Below are 19,645 nucleotides of genomic sequence, written 5' to 3' on the forward strand. Positions count from 1 at the left end.
CAGAAGCTCGACAAGGGCGACCAGCAGGGCATCTACCTCGCCGGGCAGAACTGGTACGTCCTCGCCGGATTCGTCTGGGACGAGGGCGGCGAACTAGCGCTGCGCGCTGTGCCAGCGAACCGCCTCGCTGCGCTCGGCGGGGCTCGGCTTCGCCGAGCCAGGGCCGGCCCTTCGGCCGGAGTCCTGCGCTGCGCTCCGGACTGTTCAGGGTTCCGCTGCGCTCCGCCCTGAACTGCCTGCTTCGCAGGCTTGGGTGACCCCGTTTCACGGGGTTGGGGCCTTCGGCCCGTTGGGTGTGTCCGCTCCGCTCCCCCACCGGGTCCTTCCGGCTCCGCCTCCAGGAGCAGCCCGCTCCGCGGGCAGCTAGCAGCACAGCGGTGGTGCGTGCCTCGGCCCCCTGCTGGACTCCCGTGGCTGGCCAGGGTGGTACCGGCCCCGCGCTCAGTCTGAGGTGCCCTCCAGCGGAAGGTGGTCTCGGAAGTACTGCGACTCCAGCCACTCCTCCTTCACAAAGAGCGGACGTGTCAGGCGCGCTTCCCCGACCCGCTGCGAACGCAGAAGAACCCCGAGATCAGTCAGGGAAAGCGAGTCGTCAGGCGTGTAGAGCACCCAGTTCCCATGCTCCGCAGCATGGTCCAACAGGAACTGCTGGCCCTGCTCCGGATCGCTTCCCGCCAGCGGGAAGCCAGACAGGAAGACCTGCGGACCGGTCACCGCATCCAGCGCAACGCAGGCAAGCTTGCCCGCGTCGTAGAACGCTTTCACCCCATCCGGGAAGTCCTCCTGCGCATACGGACCGCCAACCCGTTCCTCCGGTCCAGAGACGAACAGTGCCTGCGCGACCTCGGCTGGAGACATCCCGAACCGCAACAGCCCCACGCCGGCTCCCGACCGCAGCTCCCAGCACTCCCGCTCCGCATCCACGCCCATCCACCCACTCCTACGTCCGACCGGTCCGGAACTGCATCTGCTGCTCAGGCCGCATACACACGGCCATGGGCCAAGGTGCCAACTCAGCTGCACAAGTGCCAACCGAAGTGCTGCTCTCGGCCGGAGTCATCCTGAAACGATCAGTAAGTCCACTGTCACCCGTCTCCCGAGTCCTGCCATGCGCCCGAACGGCACCCGTGTCAGTGGCGGCGGTTAGGGTCCCCGATGACGGGGCCGGTTCCGAAGCATCCAGCACTGGAGACTCAACGGCAGTCCTCCCGGTCTGCGCGGGGGTGGTCACGGCCTAACCGGCGCCGGGGAACAAGGGCTTCTCACAGCTTGCCAGCCCGGCCCCGTCACTCGACTCCTGCGAGCGGCCTGAATGGCAGCATGGTTCAAAATAGCTCTCGGATCAGCTCAGGATCTAAGGCCATGGTCCGCTCCGCTGACCCGGGGCACCTGCGGTCTGGGGTGCCGCAGCGATCCGTCATCAGCCACTCCAGCTGCCCAGTCTGCTGAACGCCCAGCGCAGCACCTCCCGATCAGGGTGGTCGCGGCCTGTCCGTTCGAGTGCGGTCAGAGTGTGGGCTGTTAGCCGGGCCCAGTTACGGAAGTTGCCATGCGCCGCGTGGCGGTCGGCGAAGGCGATGTCCTCGGGATCAGTCCGTGCCCAGACGGGGTGGTAGAGGGGGATGACCTGCTGAACTTCCTCCAGGGCGAGCTTGGTGACGTGCTGCCAGATGAAGATGCGGGAGGAGAGCATCGGCTCCTTCCGCAACACCGTGTGCGCTCCCTCGCCGCCGGCGAAGACGATCGCGATCTGTGAGTACGGGTGGTCCCAGACGAACCGGAAATATTCGAACGTCTCTCGATTCAGCCATTGAGCCTCGTCAACGACCAGCGTACGCGGCTGGGCTGCCAGCGAGTCCAGCAGCAGCCGATCGAACTCGGACGGGTGACGCGGGGGTTCGCCCGGCAGACCGAGCGCAGCGAAGAGCTCGTGGCGCACCGCTCGGGCGGTGGGGCGGGCGCGGAAGGCGATCCGGCAGACCTCCTCGCCGCGGGTCCGCTCAAGCTCACGCAAACAGACGTTCGCGGCAAGCGTCTTACCCACACCTGCCGGACCGTGGAGGCACATCATCGCCCTGGCGTCGATCGTGTCGGCGATGTTCTCCCTGGCTGTCAGGAGCGCCCGGGTCGTGACGACCACGGCGTCCGCGAGCTGGGTGTAGTGATCGGTCTCCCGCGGCGGCAGCTGGCTCGTCATCGCTTCTCCTCCCGGATGGCAGGGCGCAGGGATGCTGGGGTGTTCCAGTCGTCAGGCGGCGGGGCGTGAGGGATGAGGTCGGGCAGGGCCAAGGCGGCTAAGTCGCTGTCGGATGCCGCGGCGAGTTCCTGATCGGCTTCGGCTGCCGTGACGGCGCCCAGGCGCTGCGCTGGCGTCGGAGCGGTGGCCGGGGCGAAGCGCTGCCGACGCAGGGCCTCGGCCTTCTTCGTCTCCTCGCGCAGTCGGCGGGCGCGCACGGTGCGGGTGCGGCGCAGTTCGTCGAGCTGTTCGGGGGTTGCGGCGTCCGCAAGGTGGGCGGTACCGAGGTGGCGGCCGGCCAGGTCGCAGACCTCTATCTCGTGGTCGTGGTGGGGCATGTGCCGGATACGGACGCTGCGGCCTGCCTGGCCAGCCATCCAGGCGCCGACGTAGTCCCGGCCGCGCCATCGCACGCCGTGGCTGCTCAGCTTCCGCACCCGGCCGTCGTCCTCCAGCATCAGCCCCCACAAGGCGGCCTCGGGGACGTCCGAGAGAGGCGTGGGGTCGGCCTGCCAGGCCTCAACGGGAGTCCGGTCGGCCAGACCGGCGGGGCGGTGCTCGGTGTTCCACCACCGCGCCCAGGCGAGGACCTCGGCGGTGAACTCGGCGAAGGTCAGCGGCACCGGCTCGTCAGGGTCAGGCTTCTTCTTGGCCCGCCGGGGCTTGGGAGTGAGGGTGTAGCCGGGCAGAACGGCAAAGAGCATGCGGTCGGCACACCGGTTGAGGTTCTCAACCGTGCCCTTCAGATGGGGACTGTAGGCAGGCAGATCCTCGAACTTGGTATCCAGGTCAGTGAACGCGCCCAAGACGGTCTTCGACAGGAAGTCCCGGCCGCGGTCGACGCGCACGTGCTCAGGGATGCCGCCCGCGGGCCCGTACGGTCCGGTGCGCAGCACGGCCGCGCGCAGGGCCGCCAGGATCGAGGCCCGGGACGGATGGCCGGGAGTGACCGCGGTACCGGTAATGGTCTTCGTCGCGACATCGATGAACCACGTCACCCACGGGCGCACCAGCTCCCCGTCCACGTCAACCAGGAGCGGCGCCTGGACGTGATCGGCCTCCCAGGTATGGTTCCGCCACTGCCTCGGGCGACGCCCGAACACATCGTGGGCCCGGGCTGCCTCCGGCCCCCGGGCCAGACCCGCGCGCTCGCCCGCGGTCAGATCACGGCGCACCGCGCGCAGGAACGTCGACAACGACGGCACCGGATCCAGCAAGGGCACCGCCTCCACCGGCGCCCCACCCGGAACCGCGATGGCCGGCTCACCAGCCGCCGTCCGGGCGCGGGCCACCAGCTGCCGGTGGACCGCCGAGGCGTTGCCCCGCCAGTACGCGAGCAGCACCCGTACGTCCAGCGTCACCTCGAACCGGTCCACCGGACGTTCCCCCGGACGGTCCGCCATCCGGGGCTCGGCTTCGGCCTGCGCAAGCCACCGCCACACCGTCCGCTCCGACACCCCTAGACACTCCCCCGCCAACCGCGCATGCCCCCGCGAAAGCCGCCCCTGGGCCCGCAGCCACAACAACCGCTGCACAGCAGGACCACGCAACGCCGCGAGCGCCGAACCCCGAAGCTCAGGCACCGGCTCCGACTCGTCCAGCACTGTCAGATCTCCCGCCCCGGATGAACTGATCATGGAACCGACTCCCTGTCCCTGGCCTCCCCTTCGCTCCCATGCCGCTTCCTGTCACGGGTAAGGACCTAGCCGGGCACAGGCCTGCTCGATCAGTCCACGGTCCACATGTACATCCCGGCCTCGCTTGGACAAGGCGTAGACGTGGGAGGTGATCTTCGCCCAGGTCCGAAAGTTGCCCCGCGCCACCGTCGCATCCGCCCATCCCACGTCCGCGGGGTCGACGCCTTCCCACACGCCATGGAACATCGCCAGCGTCTCCGTGAGCCGCTCCTGGTCCAGCCCGGGGACCTGGTGCCAGGTCAGGACACGTGACCGCAGCGCGGGCGCCCGAGCGATGACCCGCTCGGCTCCAGCCCCGCACAGAAGCAGCGCAGCAGCCGTACCCGGCTCGTCCCACAGCAGCCGCAGATAGTCCAGCGACGGGGGAGACAGCCGTTGCGCATCGTCAAGGAACACCACCCCCGGTCGGCGCAGCGTCTCCACAAGGGCGCGGTCTGCCGACTGCGCCCGGTGCGAGAGGGAACCCACCGCCAGCCCTAGGGCGTCCAGCAGCGAAGCGCGCATCTGCGGCAGACCCGGCTTCACCCCCACCACCGCACGCCACACCAGCACCCGGGAAGGCAGCAGATGCAGCGCCTGCTGCACCGCCACCGTCTTCCCCACCCCCGGCTCCCCGAACACACACCCAATCCCACGCGCCGCCACCGTGTGCCCCACCACCTCCACCACCCCAGCCACGCCGGCCGTCGACACCACACGCCCGCCCGGAACGAACAACCGCACCCCACCCCGCGACGGACCGGTGTTCTCCTCACCGTCCTGCCCCGTCCCGGGCTCCCGCGGGGCCGCCGGTGCCGCATCGACCACCGGCAAACCCTCACCCGCCCGCTCAAGCCTCAGCTCAGCCAGGACCCGGTCATAACGGCTAACCTCAACCCGGCCCCGCCCCACCGAGGCAACCTCAAGGACCCGGCCCTCCTGCACATCCCGCTTCACCGCACGCTGCACCGTCCCCAACGACGGGACGTCCCGCGGCGGCGATGAACCCTCGGCCGTCAGCCGACGATGCAACGCGGCGACGTTCCCGCCCACCTCGGCCAGGACCGCCCACAACCCGTCATCCAGAACGAACCCGTCCTGCCGCCCCACCGGCTCCAGGCGACCCTCACGCGCCTCCGCCAGCCACTTCCACACCGTCCGGACCGTCACCCCGGCAGCCTCAGCCATCACCCGCACATGCAGCGACGACACCGACCCCGGCCCCAGGTCCACCGCCAACAACCGACGCACCACCACACCCCGCGCCAACCGACCGTCCACACCCATACCCACCAGCACACCCCGCGGCCGAAGCCATGCACACAGGAATGGGCAAACCCATGACAGCCACCCACGACGGTGCTAGCCACCTCATGGCAGCAGCTTGGTCACCCCACGACAGCCAAGATCACAACTCGCCCACGGAAAGACCAGGCACAACCAACCCGACCCCCGCTGACACCCAACCAGCGCCACCAAGCCACCCATTCACATCGCGCTCCTCCGTCGGCGCGGTCCTGCTCGACCTGGGACCGCATCGGAACCGCGCGGACCACACCGGGCGGTGAGCCGCGCCCGCGCGGGTGAAGGGCCGTCTTGGACCGGTGGTTCAGGCGGGCTGCGGGGCGGGCGTTGACGGTGCGGTCGCGACCTTGCGGGTCTCGCGCAGGATCAGCAGGCCGGTGGCCACCATCAGCGTCGCGGTCAGGCCGTGGATGCCGAGCGCGGTGGCCGTGGAGCCGTGGTGGGCCAGCACGGTGGTCATGTCGCCGTACGCGGCGAGGGCCTCGACCAGCAGCGCCCAGCCCAGCGCCCGGCGGTGGCCCGTCACCAGCAGGATGCCCAGGACCAGGGCCAGGACGACGTCGCGGATTCCCTTGATGACCAGGAAGCCGCCACCGTCGCCGGACGGCCAGTTCGGCAGGCCGAAGGTCGGCGCCGTCGTCTCCGGGCTCAGGATGAACTCCGTCCCGAACCAGAGGATGAAGAGGATGAAGGCGGCGGCCAGGACGGTGTTGATCTTCTTCAGCGCCATTGTTCTTCTCCTTGCGATTCTTCGTGAGCCGCCCGTGGGCTCAGACGAGGGCGGTGACGAGCAGGGTGAAGGCGGCGATGATGACGGCGACGCGGGCGTAGTGGTAGCGCTCCCAGCGGTTCAGCTGCTGCTTCCAGTCGGCGGGCCGGTTCTCGGGGGTCCAGGTCTTGTTCCGGTTGTTGATCGGGACGAGGAGCAGGACGGACATGATCACGCTCAGGATCAGCAGTGCGGCGGCGGTGACGACGAGGCCGGTGCCGGGCTGGTGCCATCCGGCGATGGCCCAGATGGCGGCGAGGACGAGCGATCCGATGTACCAGACGGGCATCAGCGCGCCGAGCATCCGGCCTCCGTGGGCGTGGCCCTGCTGGGCGCTGTCCTCCGGGAGCGCGTTGAGGATCCGGTTCATGACGAAGGCGACGGAGAACTCCACCCCCACCATCAGGCCGACGACGACGGTGGTGAAGACCTGAAGTGCGTTGAGCATGATGACCCCTCCTGAGATCGATCTAGCGTCGCTAGATGATGTGGCAACACTAGCGCTGCTGCCGCTCGATTGTCTAGCGGTGCTAGGATCGAATCATGTCGGTACAGGAACGCAGGCAGCGCGAACGGGCGGACCGCGAACGTCTCATCGTGGCGACGGCCCGCGAACTCGCCGAGCAGCAGGGCTGGGACGCGGTCACCACCCGCCGGCTGGCCGAGCGCATCGAGTACAGCCAGCCTGTTCTCTACAGCCACTTCCGCGGCAAACGCGAGATCGTCGGCGCCGTCGCCCTCCAAGGCGCGGCGGAGCTGGCGGCGGTGGTGCGGGCCGCGACCGCCGCCGTGGACGGCCCGCGCGAGCGGGTCGCCGCGCTCGCGCGCGCGTACCTCGGCTTCGCCGAGCGCAACCCGGCGGTCTACGACGCCATGTTCCTGCTCGACGGCGGTCTGGCGTTCGCGCGGGAGGAGACCCCGGAACCGCTCAAGGACGCCTTCGCCGCGCTGCTGGAGTGCCTCGGCGAGGTCGCCGGGGACGGCGTGCACCCGGGCCTGTTCACCGAGACGTTCTGGGCCTCCCTGCACGGGGTGGCCACGCTGATCCGGTCGGGACGGCTGCCGCCGGAGTACACCGGGCCGAAGGTGGAGCTGTTGGTGAACCGGCTCGCCGTGGTCTGACACACCAAGCCCTCAGGCCGCGGGTGTACCGCCCTGCGCCTCGACGGCGACGTCCTGCCAGTCGGCCCAGGTCTTGAGGCGGTCGGCGTAGACCTGCGGGAGCATGTCGTTGCCCTGGGTGCCGAAGAAGACCCGCAGCGGCGGGTTGTCGGAGTCGACGACCTTCAGCAGTGCGGCGCCCGCGGCAGCGGGGCTGCCGAAGTCGAGGGTCTGCATGAACGCTCCGAGCGCTTCGCGTACACCGTCGTACACCGGGTTCGCGTCGGCCCAGATGGCGGAGGAGCCGCCCCAGTCGGTGGCGTACGCGCCGGGTTCCACCAGGGTGACCTTGATCCCGAGGCCGGAGACCTCCTGGGCCAGGGACTCGCTCAGACCCTCGAGGGCCCACTTCGACGCGTGGTAGCCGCCCACCAGCGGCCACGAGGCGACTCCGCCGGTGGAGGAGATCTGCACGATGTGGCCGCTGCCCTGCTCGCGCAGGTACGGCAGGGCTGCCTGGGTGACCCACAGGGCGCCGAACAGGTTGGTCTCCAGCTGGTCGCGCAGCGCCTGTTCGGTCAGCTCCTCGACGGCCCCGAAGAGGCCGTAGCCGGCGTTGTTCACGACCACGTCGAGGCGGCCGAAGTGCTCCACGGCCCGCTTGACGGTCGCGGTCACCGCCTCTTTGTCGGTCACGTCCAGGTCGAGTGCGAGCACCGCGTCGCCGTACTCGGCGACCAGGTCCGACAGGGTTTCGGCATCGCGGGCCGTCGCGGCCACCTTGTCCCCGCGGGACAGGGCCGCCTCGACGAACCGGCGGCCGAAGCCGCGAGAGGAACCGGTGACGAACCAGATCTTGCTCATGTCGTTCTCCACGATCGAGTCATTGGGTGGGACGCCGGGGCGCCTCGTTGTGATATTGACTCTAAGAGCGGCAAGGCTGGTGTTCCATGACAGGAACTCTCGAAAAATTTGTCTTATCGTCTCAGTTGAAGTGATAGAGGGTGGGGTATGTTCCGGGCATGGATGTACTTGGGGACGTACTGGCGACCACCGGGTTCAAAGGGGTGCTGCTCGCCCAGCTCAGCGCCCGCGGGGCGAATTGGGGATGCGGCCTCGAGCGACTCGGCACGGCCGGGTTCCACCTGATCGCTGAGGGGACCTGCTGGCTGCGCGTCGCGGGGCAGCCGCCGCAGCAACTGGTGCCTGGGGACGTCGTCCTGCTGCCGCACGGCGAACCCCACCACCTGGCCGGCGGCCCCGAACAGGCCGCCGTGCCCTACGCGGAGTTGGAAGCCGCGCACCCGGCGGACCGCGACGGCATCGTGGACCTCGGCGGAGACGGCCCCGTCGTCCGGGTCGTCTGCGGCAAGTTCGAGTACGACGGCGACGCCTCGCAGCACCCGGTCCTGTCCGCCCTGCCCCCGGTGATCCATGTCCCGGGCATGAGCGCCGACCCCGAACTCCAGGGAATCGTACGGCTCCTGGCCGCCGAGACCACCCGGAAGCGGCCCGGAGCGCGGGCCGTCGCCGCCCGCCTGACCGACGTCCTGTTCGTCCAGGTCATCCGAGCCTGGCTCGACACCGCGGCAAGCGACCCACAATCCGCACCGCAGTCCTGGCTGATGGCCCTGCGCGACCCGCGGATCGGCGCCGCCCTCTCCCTCATCCATGAAGCCCCCCAGCAGCCCTGGACGGTGGAAGGCCTCGCGCGCGACGTGGCGATGTCCCGCCCGGCCTTCGCCCGACAGTTCAAGCAGCTGGTCGGCGTCTCGCCGCTGGCCTACCTCTCCCGCGTACGGATCGCCCTGGCCGCACGCCTGCTCCGCGACACCGACCAGCTCGTCTCCGACATCGGCGAAGCAGTCGGCTACACCTCGGAGTTCGCCTTCTCCCGCGCCTTCGCCCGCGAACGCGGCCTGCCTCCCGGCCGATACCGGCGTACTTGCCTCACACCGGCAGGACTGTGAGCGGTGAGCTGTGATGCGGGTCGGTTCCGATCGCTTGCGCGTGCGCATCGCGACCCGGAGCACTTGCGGTGTCGGTGCCGGCCCATACGCTGCGGCCATGACCACCCCCGACCCGTGCGACCAGTGCCTCTCCATGGTCGACGAACTGCTCACTCGGCCCTTCCCGGCGACCGCCACCGCCGACGCCACCGGCCACGCCGGCCCCGGCCACCGGGTGCGGTACCTCCGGGTGAGCCAGGACTTCTGGGACGACGACGGGCAGGAGTGGGATCGGGCCCATGCCGAGTTGGAGGCCTGCCTCGACGACCTGAGCCGCACGCTCTCGGCACGCTGGGGCGACCCGCTCACCGTCGACCTCTGGGCCTGGCTCACGGCCGGCTTCGACGGCGAGAGGGCGCCCGAACCGTTGGAGTACCTCAGCCAGCACGCCGTCAGCATGCGTGCCTGGCCGCTCCCCGAGGGTGACCACTGGCTCGGACTGGCCCTCGGCCAAGCCGACAAGGAGCTGCCGCTCGTCCTGTACGCGGCCGTCGGGACCGGGCCCGTGCGGCGGACTCCTGGGTGAGGGGCTCCCGGGTCAGTTGTCGGGGCCGCAGACGTTGCCGGCTCGGATCCGGTTGTACTTCACCATGTTCTGTACCGACGTCGCCTTGGGGTGCGGTGCGCGCTCGACCGTGTACCGGGCGACGATGGAGCCCTTGGTGAGGGCCGCGAGGTCGGAGGACCAGGGAACCGTGATGCGGACCTGGCGGCTCGTGACGTCATCCGTGGTGACCGTGTGCGGGAAGCTCACCCTCGTGCGCTCCAGCGGGGACTCCGCCGTGTAGTCGTTGTGCAGGACGACCTCCAGTGTCACGAGGTCGCCGTCGCGGAGTTCTGCGTACTGGATTTTGACCGGGATGCCCTTCCACGGCTCGCTGCCGCAACTGATGACATCGGTACTGGCCACGCCACTGCCCGGAATCGCGATGCTCCTGGGGCCAACGCCGCGCAACTGGCCGCTGACGAATACAGGGGGATGCAGCTCGCACCAGACTTCCGGTTCGGTGATGGCGGACTCGGTCAAGGGGGCACCTCCAGGGCTCCAACCTGCGAACTGTACCGCCGCGCACTGCGGACGCCGGCGAGGGCTCGACGGCCACGTCCCTGCGGGGTGGGCCGGGCCCACGTCGAACGCCTCCCGGAGACCGCCCGAGCAGGTTGCGTGCAGCACGCGAGGGCGTGGAGTGCGGACGGGCTCGGCATGCTGCGAGGTGCCGGGGGCTGCTACGGAGCGGGCGTTCCGCTTCGAGCGTGTCCCTGCGGACCTCGGCATTGATGCCGGGTCCGTCGTGTCGTCCATTCCGGGGCACCGCTGTGGCTGCCCGTCAGGGCCGTACGCCGGTGGGCGGGTTACGGCATCGAGTTGAAGGCGACTCCGACGCGGCAGGGTACGAGGGCAGGGCGGGTGGTGGTGTCGGAGAGGAGGGCGTGGGCGTGTTCGGGGTCGAGGGTGAACTCGATGCGGTCGCATTCCTGGGGGCGGTCCGGGGGGCCGACGACGAGGTGGAAGGCCATGGCTCCGGAGGCGTCGCGGGAGGTGGTGACCACCGCGTCGACGACTCCGGAGATGTCGTGGGCGAGCAGAGCCTCGATCTGGTGGACGTGTGCGGTGCTCATGACGGTCATGGCGCTTCCTCCTCGGTTTCGGCGGGCGGTTCAGCCCAGTACGGGGGCCTCGTCCAGCAGGGGGTGGCCGCGGCGTGCGGTGAAGGCGGCCTCCAGGGCGGCGCCGGTCTGGTAGAGGCGGTGGTCCTGCATGGGCGGGGCGATGATCTGGAGTCCGACGGGGAGGCCGTCTTCGGGGGCCAGGCCGCAGGGCAGTGACATGGCGCAGTTGCCGGCGAGGTTGGTGGGGATGGTGCAGAGGTCGGCGAGGTACATGGCGAGGGGGTCGTCAACGCGTTCGCCGAGGGGGAAGGCGGTGGTGGGCATGGTCGGCGAGACGATCACGTCGGCCTGGGCGAACGCGTGGTCGAAGTCCCGCATGATCAGGGTGCGGACCTTCTGGGCGGAGCCGTAGTAGGCGTCGTAGTAGCCGGAGCTGAGGGCGTACGTACCGAGGATGATGCGGCGTTTGACCTCGGGGCCGAACCCGGCTTCGCGGGTGAGGGCGGTGACGTCCTCGGCGGAGTGGCCGGGGGTGTCGCCGGTGCGCAGGCCGTAGCGGATGCCGTCGAAGCGGGCCAGGTTGGAGGAGGCTTCGGAGGGGGCGATGAGGTAGTAGGCGGCCAGGGCGAGGTCGAAGGAGGGGCAGTCCAGTTCGATGATGCGGGCGCCGAGTTCTTCGAGGAGTTCGACGGACTCGTTGAAGCGCCGGACGACGCCGGACTGGTAGCCCTCGCCGGCGAACTGTTTGACGACTCCGATGCGCAGGCCGGCGACGGTGGCGTTGCGGGCCGCCTCGACGACGGGCGGGACGGGGGCGTTGATGGAGGTGGAGTCGAGGGGGTCGTGGCCGGCGATGACCTCGTGGAGCAGTGCGGTGTCCAGGACGGTGCGGGCGCAGGGGCCGCCCTGGTCGAGGCTGGAGGAGTAGGCGACGAGTCCGTAGCGGGAGACCGCGCCGTAGGTGGGCTTGACGCCGACGGTGCCGGTGAGTGCGGCGGGCTGGCGGATGGAGCCGCCGGTGTCGGTGCCGATGGCGAGGGGTGCCTGGAAGGCGGCGAGGGCCGCGGCGGAGCCGCCGCCGGAGCCGCCGGGGACGCGGTTGAGGTCCCAGGGGTTGGCGGTGGGGCCGTAGGCGCTGTTCTCGGTGGAGGACCCCATGGCGAACTCGTCCATGTTGGTCTTGCCGAGGATGACGACGTCGGCTTCCTTGAGTTTGCGGGTGAGGGTGGCGTCGTAGGGCGGGATCCAGCCTTCGAGGATCCTGGAGCCGCAGGTGGTGGGTACGCCGGTGGTGGTGAAGGCGTCCTTGAGGGCGAGGGGGACTCCGGCGAGCGGGCCGAGCCTCGCGCCGGCCGCGCGTTTGGCGTCGACGGCGCGGGCCTGGGCGAGGGCGCCTTCGCGGTCGACGTGCAGGAAGGCGTTGACCTTCTCGTCGGTGGCTTCGATGCGGGCGAGGTGGGCCTCGGTGACCTGGACGGCGGTGAGTTCGCCGGAGGCGATCTTCTCGGCGGTCCGGGCGGCCGTGAGCCTGATGATGTGGTCGGTCATGGCTGTTGATCCTCGCCCAGGAACTGGGGGACCTTGAAACGCATTTGGTCCTGGGCGGGAGCGGCGGAGAGCGCCTGCCCGGGGGAGAGCGAGGGGCGGACCCGGTCCGGGCGGACGACGTTGGTCAGCGGCAGCGGGTGGGAGGTGGGCGGGACGTCCTGGTCCGCGGCTTCGGATACGCGGGCGACCGCGCCGATGACGGCGTCGAGCTGTCCGGCGAAGTGGTCGAGTTCCGCGCCGCGCAATTCCAGGCGTGCCAGCCGGGCGAGGTGGGCGACTTCCTCGCGCGTGATGCCGGGCATCGTGCGCCTTCCTTGTTCGCTCGTACGGGGGGGTGCGGCAGTGGTCCGGTCGCGGTCCTAGGAGGCCTCCGCGGTCGCGGCGCAGGCCAGTTCGTCGGCGAGGAGGCTCCACAGGCCGGCGTAGCCGTGGGCGAGCTGGGCCATCTGTTCCTTGCAGTGGGTGGGCAGCGTCGCGGTGATCTTCTCGCGGTCCTGGACGACCAGGGTGCAGGCGCCGAGCATGCGCAGGACGTTGCGTCCGGATTCGCTCAGGCGCAGGGAGGGGTCGCGGCGCAGGGAGTCGAAGATGCGCAGGAGTTGGGCGGGGCCGGGGGGTGGTTCGGGGGTGCGGGCGGGCCTGCGGCGGGACTCCAGGGAGATCGGGGGCCGGGTGTCCGCGGGGGCCGCGGGCGCCGCGGTGGGCTCGGGGGCCGCGGTGGGCTCGGGGGCCGCGGTGGGCTCGGGGCGGCGGGAGGGGACGGGGTCTTCGCCGCGGCGGAGCCGGTCGCGTACGTCGGCCACGGTCGCGGGGGACACTCCGGCCTCGGCGGCGATGCTGCGCAGCGAGGCGCCGGGGTTGGTGCGCAGGAGTTCGCCGGCGAGGGCGCGGCCGCGGGCTGGGTCCACGGGGCGGGTGCGGCCGTCGCGGCCGACGCGGTGGCCGGTCCGGGCCGCGGGCGTGTGTTTGCGGAGTTGGGAGACCCTGCGGGCGGAGAGTCCGGTGACGGCGGCGACGGCGCGGTCGGACCAGTGCGGGTGGGAGGCGAAGACGCGGCCCGCGGCGGTGGTCCGGTCGGCGGTGGAAAGGGGCCGTCCGTGGGTGACGTTGGCCGCTACGGCGAGGAGTCGGGCCTCGGCGCGGTCTCCGTCGAAGAACCGTACGGGGATGTGGGTGTCGCCGCGGAGGGCTGCGGCGCGCAGCCGGTGTGCACCGTCGATGACGTGCATGGTGGGGCGGTGGACCAGGATGGGCGGGAGTTCGTCGGCGGCTTCCGCGAGGAGCTTGGTGTACTCGGTGTCCTCGCCGTCGCTGCGCGGGGTGTATCCGATGGTGATCTCGTCGGTGGGGACGGTTTCCACGGGCTGGTCGAGGAATCCCCCGTCACGGAACCGGATCAGGTGGTCGGCGCTTTCCGTTTCCATTGTGTGCTTTCCCCCTCGTGGTGGTGGGTGCGGTGAGGGGGTGGTGTCACTGCCAGCCGAGGTCGTTCTGGCCGTTGTGGACCGGGGTGTTCTGGGTGGTGGCGGGGTTGGTGGAGCCGGCGGCGGGGTCGGCGTGCGCGGCGAGTGCGCCGAATGCGGAGGAGGCGGCGATGATCCCGGTGACCACGGCGCCCCGGACGATACGACGGGTGTTTTCGAAATTCATTGCTTTCCGCCTTTTCTTCCTGCCGGTGTTTCGCTGACAGCCATGAGTCTGCTGGGGGCGCGAGCGGCGGGGAAAGGGGGACCGGGGCGGGCAATCCGGCCTTGGCATACACAGTCCAGCTCCGCTCAAGGACGAGTCGGGTCCGGGTCAAAACTTTGTCATGTCCCTGCGGAGTCGGTCAAAACGTGCCCGACGGGTCGACGCCGGGCAGCAGGGGCACCTCGGCGCGTTCCACTTCCCATTCGCCGAGTGCGGCCAGCTGCGATCCGACGTGCCGCCACAGCCTCCGGGCGGCGGCTTCGGCCGCGTCCAGCGAGGGGGCGCTGAGGTAGAGGCCCACGACGGGGGACGCCTCCGGATCGGGGTGGACGCTGACGTGGACGAAACCGTCCCGCCCCGCGGCGCAGCGGGCGATGGCCGCGGCGGCCGGGTCCGGCAGGCGGGCACCGGAGCGCGGCGGGCGCAGGTGGACGTGTACGAGATACATGGGGGGACCTGACTCGTAGGTGCGGCCGCGGTGTTCCGCCACCGCCCGCAGTGGAATTTGTTTTCCGAAATCCGCGCGCGCCGGGTGGCGGGAATTCCCCGGATTCGCGAAGCCGTCTTGCCGGGGGGCGGGGTGGCCCGTACCGTCGGCTCAATCACTCGTCCGATTGGCCTCGACCAACAGGTGGGAGTCCCTCGGGGCCCTGGACTCTGACGGAACCGGAGTCGTCCATCGATGCTTGATCTCCTCGGTCTCGACCCGGTCGCCGAATCCGTCTACCGGGGGATCCTGGCCAAGTTCCGTGACATTCCGGAGCTGTGCCTGCGGCTCGATCTGTCCGAGGAAACGGTGCGCGCGGCGCTCGACCGGCTCAGCGAGATGGCGCTGGTCAGGGTCTCCGCCGAGGACGCCACCCAACTGCACGCGGTCAGCCCGCACGTCGGGATGGAGCTCCTGCTCGCCCGCCAGCAGGCCGATCTGGCCAGCCGGCAGCAGCAGTTGGAGGCGAGCCGGGCGGCGGCCGCGCAGCTCATCCTGGAGTACGACGGCGGGCGCGCTTCCGGGCACGCGGAGTCCGGGGTGCGCTACCTCGACGGGCTGGAGTCGATCCGCGACCACCTGTCCGCGCTGCGGGGCCAGGTCTCGCAGGAGCTGCTGACCTTCGCGCCCGGCGGCCCGCAGACGACCGCCAACATGAACGCCTCCAGACCGCTGAACCAGCAGCTGCTGGAGCGGGGCGTGCAGATGCGCACGGTGTACCTGGACAGCATCCGCGGCTGCCCGGACACGATGGAGTACGCGCGCTGGCTGACCGAACAGGGCTGCCAGGTGCGGACGGTGCCCTCGCTGCCCAACCGGATGATCATCTACGACCGTACCTCGGCGATCATCGCGGCCGACACCGGCAACACGGGGGCCGGGGCGGTCGAGGTGACCTCCCAGGGGATGGTCACCACTCTGTACACCCTCTTCGAAAACGTCTGGGAGTCCGCCGAGCCGCTGGAGAGCCGGCGCGCCGCGGACCCCGGCGGGCTCACCCGCCAGCAGGCGGAGGCGCTGCGGCTGCTCGCGCTGGGCTGCACCGACGAGACCATCGCGCACCGCCTGGGCGTCTCGCCCCGCACCGCCCGGCGCATCGCCTCCGGGCTGATGACCTTCCTGGGCGCCGGGAGCCGCTTCCAGGCGGGGGTGCACGCGGTGCAGCGGGGATACCTGCCGACCGTCCTCGAATAGTCCGGGAACGGTGCGCCCGTTCACGCCGAGGCCAGGACCGGGTGCAGCGGGGTACGGGCCGGCGCGCCCAGCAGGTCGAGTGCTTCCTCGGCGGTGTCGGCGCTGCGGATGAGCCGCCGTTCGGCCGCGGTGAGGAAGCCCTCGGCGACGAGGTGGTCGAGCATCGCGAGCATGGGGTCGTAGAAGCCCGCGTGGTTGACGACCACGATGGGCTTCTCCATCAGGGAGAGCTGGTTCCAGGTGGCCACCTCCATCAGCTCGTCGAGGGTGCCGATGCCGCCGGGCAGCACGGCGAACCCGCTGGAGAGCCGGTACATCAGGGCCTTGCGCTCGTGCATGGAGCGGACGACGAAGATGGCGCCGCGGGCCCGGTCGGCGCGTTCGCGCTCGTGCAGGCTGCGCGGGACGATCCCGGTCACCGCCCCGCCCCCCTCCAGCACTCCGTCGGCGACGGCTCCCATGACCCCGACGCCGCCGGCGCCGTAGACCAGGTCCAGGCCCCGGCCCGCGAGTGCCCGGCCGAAGCCGTGCGCGAAGTCGACATGATCCTGGCGGACCCCGGGCCTGGCACCGCAGAAGACCGCGATGCGCTCACATTTTCCGACCAGCGTCTTCATGGCTCCTCAACTTCCGGTGGTGTGTCGCTCGATGTGCGGGGCGCTGTGCGTGTGCGGCGTGTGCGGCGTGTGCGGCGCGTCCGGGCGGTCCTCGGAGCCGATCCCGATGGTGCGCAGTGCGGTGCGCAGGAGCACGCGGGCCCCGGCGACCAGGTCGGCCGGCGCGGTGTCCTCCTCGGGCACGTGGCTGATGCCGCCCAGGCTCGGCACGAAGATCATTCCGATGGGCGCGATGTCCGCGACCATCTGGGCGTCGTGCCCGGCTCCGCTCGGCAGCACCTCGTGGGGCAGGCCCAGTTCGTCGGCGCTGCGCTCGATCGCGGCGCGCAGCACCTCGCTGGTGGAGACCGGGTCGGAGCGGGTTTCGGCGACCACCTCGATCTCGGTGCCGGTGCTCGCGGCGATGGCGTCGAGCATCCGGCGCAGGGTCTCCTCGGCGGTGGCGGCCCGCCACACGTCGGTGTCGCGCAGGTCCACGGTCATCCGTACCGAACCGGCGATGGTGTTGGGGGTGTTGGGGTGGGGGTCGATCCGGCCCACGGTGGCCACCCGGCACAGCGCCCGCTCGCCGGCGATGTGCTCGGCGGCCAGGACGACGCGGGCGGCGGCGGCCATCGCGTCGCGGCGGCCCTTCATCGGGCTGGTGCCGGAGTGGCCCGCGGCCCCGCGGACCTCCAGGGTCAGCACGGTGCGGCCGGTGATCGCGTCGACCACGCCGATGCGGCTGCCGCTGCGCTCCAGGACGGGGCCCTGCTCGACGTGGAGTTCGAGGTACGCGGCGACGGAGCCGTGCGGCCAGCCCGCGCTGCCGAGGGCGTCGAGGTCCCCGCCGGCCCGGCGCAGCGCGTCGCGCAGCCGCCGGCCCTGGTGGTCGCGGGGTTCGCGGGGCAGTCCGGCCAGCCGGCCGGCCATCGCCATGGAGCCCCAGAAGGGCTGTGGGAACAGGGCCCCCTCCTCGTTGGCGAAGGCCACGGCCACCGGCTCGTAGGGGGAGTCGATGCCGCCCTCCTCGAAGGCCTGCACCACCTCCAGGGCGGCCAGCACCCCGTACGCCCCGTCGAGGCGGCCGGCGTTGACGACGGTGTCGAGGTGCGAGCCCATCATCAGGACCTGGCGGCCGTCGCCGTACGCGGTGTGCCGCGGCCGGATGATGATGTTCCCGGCAGCGTCCACGGTCGGCAGCAGGCCGGCGTCGCGCGCCTCGTCCATCAGGTACGCGCGGGCCTCGCAGTCGGCGGCGCTGAAGCCCTCGCGGGTGATGCCGCCGGTCTCGGGGTCGAGGCCGATCCGGCCGAGGCGGGCGATGCGCCGCAGCAGCCGGTCGCCGTCGATGTCGGCCGAGAGGCCGCCGGTGCGCTGGACGAGCGTGCTGGTCATGACAGCTTCCTTCCGGTCCGTTCGCAAATCCTCGAGTCCCGCCAGGTCGACCACGCCGCTCACAGGTGCCTCCCCCACCACTCCAGGACCGCTTCGAAGCGGGCGAGCCGGTGGCTGGGCAGTCCGGAGCGGGACATGTCGTGCCCCTCGCCGGGGAAGATCAGCATCTCGGCGGGGACCCCGCGCACGCGCAGCTCGGTGAACAGGCGCTGGGCCTGCTCCAGCGGGCAGTGCCGGTCCTCCTCGGACTGGATGATCAGCATCGGCGTGTTCATCGAGTCCACGTGGGTGAGGGGGCTCTGGCGGGCCCAGTCCTCGCGGTCCGGTCCGTACAGGGAGACGGCCAGGTCGACGCCGTCGTCGCTGGTGGCGGCGTAGCTGTCGATGGAGTAGAGGCCGCGCTCGCCGATCATCGCCTTGAACCGGTCCCCGTGGTGGGCGTTGAACCAGGCGGCCATGTACCCGCCGAAGGAGCCGCCCATCACGCCGACGCGGGCGGCGTCCAGTTCGGGCTGGGCCAGGGCGGCGTCCAGGAGGGCGAGGAGGTCGACGGCGGACTTGCCGGGCAGGTCGTCGCGGACGTGGGCGCCGTGCTCGGCGCCGTAGCCGGAGCAGCCGCGGGGGTTGCCGAGGACGACGGCGTAGCCGGCGCTCGCGTAGACCTGCGCCTCGTCGAAGGCGGCGGGCCCGTTGAGGGTGTAGCCCCACTGGGTGAAGGGGCCGCCCTTGACCTGGAAGACGACCGGGTGGGGGCCGGGGCCCTCGGGGCGGACCACCCAGCCCTGGAGCGGGTAGCCGTCGGGGGCGGTGGCGGTGAACTCCCGCATCGGCAGGAGGGATCCGCGCTCGCGCAGCTCGGCTCCGTAGGAGGTGAGGATCCGTTCGGTGCCGCCGCGCAGGACGAGCAGGTCGCCCGCGCTGTCGGCGGCGGCCACGACCGCGGCGATGACCGGGCCGTCCGGGGTGGCGGTGACGGCGTAGCCGCCGACCTGGCGGGGGCCGGTGATGACCGGGGTGGGGGTGCCGCCGTCGTAGGGGACGAGGACGAGGTTGACCTCGCCGCGCCGGTCCCCGGCGAAGTACACGCCGTCGGCGGCGGGCCAGATCATCTGGCTGGCGAAGCTGAGGTGGTGGGAGCCGTCGGTGAGGCGGCGCGGGGCGTGGGAGCCGTCGGCGGCGGGGGTCAGGACGTCCGGGGCGCTGACCGGGACGGTCCACAGGCCGTACGTGGCGGTGGCGCAGGAGTGGTTGGACTTGTCGAGCTCGGCTCCGACGAACACCACGGCGCTGCCGTCGGCGCTGAAGCGGGGGGTGAACAGGTACATCCCGCCGTGGGTCAGGGGCCGCAGGCCGCTGCCGTCGGGGGCCGCCGCCCAGATGTCGTTGCGCGAGTCGTCGCCGGCCTCCTCGTGGCGGGCGCACACGAAGGTCAGCAGGTCCCCGGCGGGGCTCCACGCCAGGTCCATGTGGTCGGCGGGACCGTCGGTGACCTGGACCGCGGGGGCGCCCGGGTCGAAGGGGTCGGTGACGAACACGTGGCGGGGCCGGTCGGCGGTGTAGCCGAAGCCGTCCATCTGGTAGAGCAGGGTGGTGATCCGGCGCGGCCGCTCCGCCTCGGCGGGGCCCTGGTAGCGGCCCGGCTCGGGGATCCGGCTGGTGTACGCGATCCGGGTGCCGTCGGGGCTCCAGACGGGGGCTCCCGCACCCATCGGGTGGTCGGTGACCTGGTAGGCCTCCCCCGGTCCGTCCAGCGGCAGCAGGTGGATCTGCGCCCGGCCGTGGGCGCCGGGGCGCTGGAAGGCGAGGAAGCGGCCGTCGGGCGAGAAGGCCGGGCAGCCGTCGTACGGGCCCTGGGTGAGGCGGCGCGGGGCGCTCCCGCCGGCGGTGTCGGCGATCAGCAGCTCGGTGGTGTAGTCGTCCTCGGCCACGACCGGGCGGGTGACCTCGAAGACGACGTGGCGTCCGTCGGGCGAGAGGGCGGGCCGCCCCAGGACGGGCAGCAGCTCGATGTCAGCAGGAAGCATGG

Annotated in this window: 22 protein-coding genes; 5 read left to right on the top strand and 17 right to left on the bottom strand. The window is 71.2% G+C overall.

The window, feature by feature from the left end; translation table 11 throughout:
* Positions 1 to 231, top strand: a 231-nt coding sequence (locus tag AB0O21_RS18325) for a hypothetical protein (RefSeq protein ID WP_365172298.1), incomplete at its 5' end; no start/stop codon positions are given.
* Between the two features lie 210 nt (positions 232 to 441).
* Here AB0O21_RS18325 and AB0O21_RS18330 read toward each other — a convergent pair.
* The 6 genes from AB0O21_RS18330 to AB0O21_RS18355 form a co-directional block, all read right to left on the bottom strand.
* The gene (locus AB0O21_RS18330; protein ID WP_365172163.1) at positions 442 to 930 is read right to left on the bottom strand and encodes a hypothetical protein; all 489 of its coding nucleotides are present in this window, start codon (positions 928 to 930) and stop codon (positions 442 to 444) included.
* A 490-nt stretch (positions 931 to 1,420) separates the two neighbouring features.
* Positions 1,421 to 2,197 (bottom strand): ATP-binding protein, encoded by a 777-nt coding sequence (locus AB0O21_RS18335; protein WP_365172164.1) that lies wholly within the window; start codon positions 2,195 to 2,197, stop codon positions 1,421 to 1,423.
* Positions 2,194 to 3,840: a transposase gene (locus tag AB0O21_RS18340; RefSeq protein WP_365172165.1), complete on the bottom strand. Its 1,647-nt coding sequence runs from the start codon at positions 3,838 to 3,840 to the stop codon at positions 2,194 to 2,196. Before AB0O21_RS18340 ends, AB0O21_RS18335 begins: the two co-directional genes overlap by 4 nt.
* 84 nt (positions 3,841 to 3,924) lie before the next feature.
* Positions 3,925 to 5,199, bottom strand: coding sequence for an ATP-binding protein (locus AB0O21_RS18345; RefSeq protein ID WP_365172166.1), 1,275 nt, complete (start codon positions 5,197 to 5,199; stop codon positions 3,925 to 3,927).
* Positions 5,200 to 5,521: 322 nt separating this feature from the next.
* A complete protein-coding gene (locus AB0O21_RS18350) occupies positions 5,522 to 5,947 on the bottom strand; it encodes a DUF4267 domain-containing protein (RefSeq protein WP_365172167.1) in 426 nt (141 codons plus the stop codon).
* Positions 5,948 to 5,987: 40 nt separating this feature from the next.
* Positions 5,988 to 6,434, bottom strand: a complete 447-nt coding sequence (locus tag AB0O21_RS18355; protein ID WP_365172168.1) for a DUF1772 domain-containing protein — start codon at positions 6,432 to 6,434, stop codon at positions 5,988 to 5,990.
* A 95-nt stretch (positions 6,435 to 6,529) separates the two neighbouring features.
* On the opposite strand from AB0O21_RS18355, the gene AB0O21_RS18360 reads away from it, so the two are divergent.
* Positions 6,530 to 7,108, top strand: a complete 579-nt coding sequence (locus tag AB0O21_RS18360) for a TetR/AcrR family transcriptional regulator (RefSeq protein ID WP_365172169.1) — start codon at positions 6,530 to 6,532, stop codon at positions 7,106 to 7,108.
* A 12-nt stretch (positions 7,109 to 7,120) separates the two neighbouring features.
* Here the strand turns inward: AB0O21_RS18360 and AB0O21_RS18365 are convergent, their stop codons facing one another.
* Positions 7,121 to 7,951, bottom strand: a complete 831-nt coding sequence (locus AB0O21_RS18365) for an SDR family oxidoreductase (RefSeq protein WP_365172170.1) — start codon at positions 7,949 to 7,951, stop codon at positions 7,121 to 7,123.
* 158 nt (positions 7,952 to 8,109) lie between these two features.
* Between AB0O21_RS18365 and AB0O21_RS18370 the strand changes: the two genes are divergently transcribed.
* Together AB0O21_RS18370 and AB0O21_RS18375 are read left to right on the top strand one after the other, a co-directional pair.
* Positions 8,110 to 9,057, top strand: a complete 948-nt coding sequence (locus AB0O21_RS18370; RefSeq protein ID WP_365172171.1) for an AraC family transcriptional regulator — start codon at positions 8,110 to 8,112, stop codon at positions 9,055 to 9,057.
* Between the two features lie 97 nt (positions 9,058 to 9,154).
* Positions 9,155 to 9,622: a hypothetical protein gene (locus tag AB0O21_RS18375; RefSeq protein WP_365172172.1), complete on the top strand. Its 468-nt coding sequence runs from the start codon at positions 9,155 to 9,157 to the stop codon at positions 9,620 to 9,622.
* A 12-nt stretch (positions 9,623 to 9,634) separates the two neighbouring features.
* Here AB0O21_RS18375 and AB0O21_RS18380 read toward each other — a convergent pair whose 3' ends face one another.
* The 7 genes from AB0O21_RS18380 to AB0O21_RS18410 form a co-directional block, all read right to left on the bottom strand.
* The gene (locus AB0O21_RS18380; RefSeq protein WP_365172173.1) at positions 9,635 to 10,006 is read right to left on the bottom strand and encodes a hypothetical protein; all 372 of its coding nucleotides are present in this window, start codon (positions 10,004 to 10,006) and stop codon (positions 9,635 to 9,637) included.
* Between the two features lie 443 nt (positions 10,007 to 10,449).
* Positions 10,450 to 10,725 carry a hypothetical protein gene (locus AB0O21_RS18385; protein ID WP_365172174.1) on the bottom strand — a complete coding sequence of 92 codons (276 nt, stop codon included), beginning with the start codon at positions 10,723 to 10,725 and terminating at the stop codon, positions 10,450 to 10,452.
* 30 nt (positions 10,726 to 10,755) lie between these two features.
* Positions 10,756 to 12,255 (bottom strand): Asp-tRNA(Asn)/Glu-tRNA(Gln) amidotransferase subunit GatA, encoded by a 1,500-nt coding sequence (gene gatA / locus AB0O21_RS18390; RefSeq protein ID WP_365172175.1) that lies wholly within the window; start codon positions 12,253 to 12,255, stop codon positions 10,756 to 10,758.
* Positions 12,252 to 12,557 carry an Asp-tRNA(Asn)/Glu-tRNA(Gln) amidotransferase subunit GatC gene (gene gatC, locus AB0O21_RS18395; RefSeq protein ID WP_365172176.1) on the bottom strand — a complete coding sequence of 102 codons (306 nt, stop codon included), beginning with the start codon at positions 12,555 to 12,557 and terminating at the stop codon, positions 12,252 to 12,254. Before gatC ends, gatA begins: the two co-directional genes overlap by 4 nt.
* 57 nt (positions 12,558 to 12,614) lie before the next feature.
* Positions 12,615 to 13,679, bottom strand: coding sequence for a ParB/RepB/Spo0J family partition protein (locus tag AB0O21_RS18400; RefSeq protein ID WP_365172177.1), 1,065 nt, complete (start codon positions 13,677 to 13,679; stop codon positions 12,615 to 12,617).
* A 46-nt stretch (positions 13,680 to 13,725) separates the two neighbouring features.
* A complete protein-coding gene (locus tag AB0O21_RS18405) occupies positions 13,726 to 13,905 on the bottom strand; it encodes a hypothetical protein (protein ID WP_365172178.1) in 180 nt (59 codons plus the stop codon).
* 178 nt (positions 13,906 to 14,083) lie between these two features.
* Positions 14,084 to 14,392 carry a hypothetical protein gene (locus tag AB0O21_RS18410; protein WP_365172179.1) on the bottom strand — a complete coding sequence of 103 codons (309 nt, stop codon included), beginning with the start codon at positions 14,390 to 14,392 and terminating at the stop codon, positions 14,084 to 14,086.
* A 234-nt stretch (positions 14,393 to 14,626) separates the two neighbouring features.
* Between AB0O21_RS18410 and AB0O21_RS18415 the strand changes: the two genes are divergently transcribed.
* Entirely contained in the window at positions 14,627 to 15,625 is a 999-nt protein-coding gene (locus AB0O21_RS18415; RefSeq protein WP_365172180.1) for a helix-turn-helix transcriptional regulator, read from the top strand.
* A gap of 20 nt (positions 15,626 to 15,645) precedes the next feature.
* Here the strand turns inward: AB0O21_RS18415 and AB0O21_RS18420 are convergent, their stop codons facing one another.
* From AB0O21_RS18420 to AB0O21_RS18430, 3 genes are read right to left on the bottom strand one after another with little or no spacing between them, the layout of a single operon-like run.
* On the bottom strand, positions 15,646 to 16,242 hold the full coding sequence (locus AB0O21_RS18420) for a TIGR00730 family Rossman fold protein (protein WP_365172181.1): 597 nt from the start codon (positions 16,240 to 16,242) through the stop codon (positions 15,646 to 15,648).
* 6 nt (positions 16,243 to 16,248) lie between these two features.
* Entirely contained in the window at positions 16,249 to 17,619 is a 1,371-nt protein-coding gene (locus tag AB0O21_RS18425) for a Zn-dependent hydrolase (RefSeq protein ID WP_365172182.1), read from the bottom strand.
* 59 nt (positions 17,620 to 17,678) lie between these two features.
* Positions 17,679 to 19,643, bottom strand: a complete 1,965-nt coding sequence (locus tag AB0O21_RS18430; RefSeq protein WP_365172183.1) for a S9 family peptidase — start codon at positions 19,641 to 19,643, stop codon at positions 17,679 to 17,681.
* Positions 19,644 to 19,645: the final 2 nt, after the last annotated feature.

Origin of the sequence: Streptomyces sp. NPDC091371 (genome assembly GCF_040684275.1) — a bacterium.
Lineage (GTDB): Bacteria > Actinomycetota > Actinomycetes > Streptomycetales > Streptomycetaceae > Streptomyces.